This window comes from Pseudomonas sp. Sample_24 (assembly GCF_004307605.1).
Lineage (GTDB): Bacteria > Pseudomonadota > Gammaproteobacteria > Pseudomonadales > Pseudomonadaceae > Aquipseudomonas.
This window is the reverse complement of the sequence record NZ_RCNW01000461.1, coordinates 1,193-5,462: the sequence shown is the minus strand read 5'-3', so window position 1 is coordinate 5,462 and position 4,270 is coordinate 1,193. Positions and strand designations below refer to the sequence as shown.

The window sequence follows — 4,270 nt, the reverse complement described above, 5'->3', positions numbered from 1 at the left end:
GGCTTTTGCGGCACGGTCGGGCCAGCGCTGACGATGACCATTTTGTCCGTGCTCAAGTGTTTGTTCATGGCCGCTTTGACTTGCTCGACGGTCAGGTTCTGCGACTGTTGCATGAAGTCTTCCAGGTGGCTCAGCGGCAAGTCATAGAAGCCAATGGCACCCAGTTGACCGACGATGTCGGCGTTGCTGGCGGTGGACAGCGGGAAGCTGCCGGCCAGTTCACGCTTGGCGTCGTCGAGTTCTTTCTCGGTCGGACCGGTTGCAAGGTAGTCCGCGAGGACGTCCTGCACCAGTTTCAGAGTGCCTTCGCTCATTTCGGCGCGGGTCTGCACGTTGATCATGAACGGGCCACGCGCCTGCATCGGGCTGAAGCCCGAATATATGCCATAGGCCAGGCCGCGCTTCTCGCGCACTTCGCTCATCAGTCGAGTACCGAAACCGCCACCACCGAGGATCTGGTTGCCCATGGACAGTGCGGCGTAGTCCGGATCATCACGATCGATGCCCAGTTGCGCAAGCATCAGGTTGGTCTGTTTGGACGGGAACTCGATGTGGCCGATGCTGGCCTTGGGTTCGGTCGGTTGGGCGATTTTCGGCAGGGCCGGACCTTTGGGCAGGTCGCTGGACACCTGCGCGGCCATGGCCTCGGCTTCGGCGCGGGACAGATCGCCAACCAGTGCGATGACTACGTTGCCCGCGGCATAGGCTTTTTCGTGGAAAGCGCGCAGTTGCGCGAGGGTCACCTCGGGAATGGACTTTGCCGTGCCATCACTGGCGTGCGCATAGGGGTGATCGCCGTACAAGCGGTTCATCAACTCCAGGCTGGCCAGTTTGCCGGGGTTCTGTTTCTGGTATTCGAAGCCGGCGAGCAACTGGTTCTTGATGCGGGTAAATGAGTCGGCCGGAAAGGTTGGCTTGCCGACGACTTGCGCAAACAGCTGCAAGGCCGGTTCACGTTTGTCCGTTGCACTGAGGCTGCGCAGCGATGCAACCGCCATGTCTTTGTAAGCGCCATTGCCGAAATCGGCTCCCAGACCCTCGAAACCCTGGGCGATGGCGCTGACGTCTTTGCCGGCCACACCCTCGTTGAGCATGGCGTTGGTCAGCACGGCCAGGCCGGGTGCGCTGCCATCCTGGCTGCTGCCGGCGGCGAAGATCAGGCGCATATCGAACATCGGCAGTTCACGGGCTTCGACGAACAACACCTTGGCGCCTTCGGCGGTGTTCCAGGTCTGCACGTCGAGTTTGCGGCGGCTCGGTGCCTTGCCGTTGAGTTCGGTCAGCGATTGCAGCTTCTGGCTGGCCTTGGCCTTGTCCAGGGCTTCGCTGGCATTGGATTCGTCGGTTTTCGAAAAATAGAACGCGGCAGAGCCGATCAGCGCGACGGCGATCAGGCCGAACAGGGCCAGGCGCGGTTTTTTACGCTCACTCATGAGTCGTCTCCTCTGGCAGAACATGGGCGACGCTGAGACGTTCGCGGGTGAAATACAGCTTGGCGGCATTCTGGATATCTTGCGGGGTCACGCTTTCCAGATCGGCGAGCTCGGTATCCATCAGTTTCCAGGACAGCCCGACCGTTTCCAGTTGGCCAATGGCCGTGGCCTGGCTGGTGATCGAGTCGCGCTCGTAAACCAGGCCGGCGATGACCTGTGCCCGCACACGCTCCAGTTCTTCAGTGGTCGGCGCAGTGGTTTTCAGCTGTTCAAGCAGCTTCCACAAACCGGCTTCGGCCTGGGCAATGGTCTTGTTTTTCTGGCTGTTGGGCGTTGCCGACAGCGTGAACAGGCTATCGCCGCGGGTGTAGGCGTCGTAGCTCGACGAGCCGCCGGACACCAACTCTTCGCCGCGCTCCAGTTGGGTCGGGATACGTGCGCTGTAGCCGCCATCGAGCAGCGCGGAAATCAGGCGCAAGGCGTTCACCGAGCGTTTGTCTTCGGCGGTGGCGATACTCGGCACGTTGAATGCCAGCATCAGGCTGGGCAATTGGGTCTTCACGTGCAAGGTGATCTGGCGCTCGCCGGGTTCGGCCAGTTCCAGCGGTTTTTTCGCGGCAGGCACGTCACGCTTGGCGATCGGGCCGAAATAGCGTTGGGCCAGGGTTTTGACTTCTTCGGGTGTCACGTCGCCAACCACCACCAGCGTGGCGTTGTTCGGCACGTACCAGGATTCATACCAGTGGCGCAGCTCTTCGACTTTCATGCGCTCCAGGTCTGCCATCCAGCCGATGGTCGGCGTGTGATAGCCGCTGGCCGGGTAGGCCATGGCCTTGAAACGTTCGTAAGCCTTGGACATCGGTTTGTCGTCGGTACGCAGGCGGCGTTCTTCCTTGATGACTTCGATCTCGCGGGCGAACTCGTCCGGTGGCAGGCGCAAGCTGGCCATCCGGTCGGCTTCCAGTTCGAAAGCCACGCCCAGGCGGTCGCGGGCCAGCACCTGGTAGTAGGCGGTGAAATCGTCGCTGGTGAAGGCGTTCTCTTCGGCGCCGAGGTCGCGCAGGATCAACGACGCTTCGCCAGGGCCGACTTTCTCGCTACCCTTGAACATCATGTGCTCCAGGGCATGGGACAGGCCGGTCTGACCCGGTGTCTCGTAGCTGGAGCCGACCTTGTACCAGACTTGGGAAACCACCACCGGCGCACGATGGTCTTCGCGCACGACGACCTTCAAGCCGTTGTCGAGGGTGAACTCGTGGGTGGGTTGCGGGTCGGCAGCCAGGGCCGAGAGGGGCAGACAAACTGTGCTGAGCAGCAGGCCTGCGGCGCGGCGGGCTAGAGCATTCATTCGTGTTTAAACCTGTTGGGCTGCCCGCTAGGTCTTAGCGTCGGCGGGCGAGAGGGTGCTAGGATACTGATCCGTTTTACTGGCGGCCACGCCTATCAGACCTTTGTGTGTGATCAGGTTGTTTGGGTTTGCGGCAGAAAGCTATGGTTTATCAACTAAACTCTGCGTTTTCGCCGATTATTACGCTTCAGTCCTTCGTGAAGTCGTTTTTTGCAAGGTGCCCGATTGCACCTCGACAAAATGTTGCGCGTGAACAAGCTGTAGCAATCGCAGTCTGTTCTGCATCGAATATTTATTTGCCGGGGCGCCCGTTGGCGCGTCGCTACCGTGAGATAGCCGTCCTCCATGTTTGGTTCCAACGACGACAAGAAGACCCCAGCTACGGCTGGCGAAAAGAAAAGCCTGTTCGGATGGCTGCGCAAAAAACCGCAGGAATCCGTCGTCGAACAGCCACAACCACTCCCTGAACCCACACCTGCGCCGGTAATAGAAGAAGCATCAGCGCCGGTCGTCCTGCCAATCGCCGAGCCGGTGCTGCAACCGACCGTCGAACCTGAACCGCAAATCGTTGCCGAACTGCCGCTGACCCCGGCCGCAGAACCCTGGCTGACCTTGCCCGTGGCGGAAGAGCCGGTGGCGTTGGTCGAAGACGAGCTGGCGCCCCATGTAACGCCGCCGATTCCTGCTCCAAGTGCCTTTGCCCCTGAGCCAGTGCCGGTTGTCGCACCGGTCGTTGAAGCGGTCCCGGAACCGGTGGCACCGGTTGTCCAGATGCCTGAGCCCGAACCTGCACCTGCACCTGTCATCGAGCCGGTGGCCGTTGCCCCGGTTGAAGTTCCGGTCGAGCCTGTACGCAGCGAAGAAACCAAAGCCGGTTTTTTTGCCCGACTCAAGCAAGGCTTGTCCAAGACCAGTGCCAGCATCGGCGAAGGCATGGCCAGCCTGTTCCTGGGCAAGAAAGCCATCGATGACGAACTGCTCGATGACCTGGAAACCCGTCTGCTGACCGCCGACGTTGGGGTAGAGGCCACTTCGGTGATCATCCAGCGCCTGACGCAGAAGGTCGCGCGCAAAGAGTTGGCCGATGCCGACGCCCTCTACAAGTCCCTGCAAGCCGAATTGGCGGCGATGCTCAAGCCGGTCGAACAACCGCTGAAAATCGCCTCGCAGAACAAGCCGTTCGTGATCCTGGTGGTGGGCGTCAACGGTGCCGGCAAAACCACGACCATCGGCAAACTGGCGAAGAAACTGCAACTGGAAGGCAAGAAAGTCATGCTCGCCGCCGGTGACACCTTCCGTGCGGCGGCGGTGGAGCAATTGCAGGTCTGGGGTGAGCGCAACAAAATCCCGGTCATTGCCCAGCACACAGGCGCGGATTCGGCTTCGGTCATCTTCGATGCCGTGCAAGCCGCCAAGGCCCGTGGCATCGATGTTCTGATCGCCGACACCGCCGGTCGCCTGCACACCAAAGACAACCTGATGGAAGAGC

General features: G+C 60.8%; 3 protein-coding genes. 1 reads left to right on the top strand and 2 read right to left on the bottom strand.

Features of this window, described 5'->3' with window-relative positions; genetic code table 11:
* Both D8V06_RS26535 and D8V06_RS26530 read right to left on the bottom strand, forming a co-directional pair.
* On the bottom strand, positions 1–1,433 hold a 1,433-nt coding region (locus D8V06_RS26535; RefSeq protein WP_130932122.1), incomplete at its 3' end, for a pitrilysin family protein.
* The gene (locus tag D8V06_RS26530; protein WP_056853994.1) at positions 1,426–2,781 is read right to left on the bottom strand and encodes a pitrilysin family protein; all 1,356 of its coding nucleotides are present in this window, start codon (positions 2,779–2,781) and stop codon (positions 1,426–1,428) included. The genes D8V06_RS26530 and D8V06_RS26535, both read right to left, overlap by 8 nt.
* A gap of 345 nt (positions 2,782–3,126) precedes the next feature.
* Here D8V06_RS26530 and D8V06_RS26525 point away from each other — a divergent pair.
* On the top strand, positions 3,127–4,270 hold a 1,144-nt coding region (locus tag D8V06_RS26525), incomplete at its 3' end, for a signaling recognition particle receptor family protein (protein ID WP_130932123.1).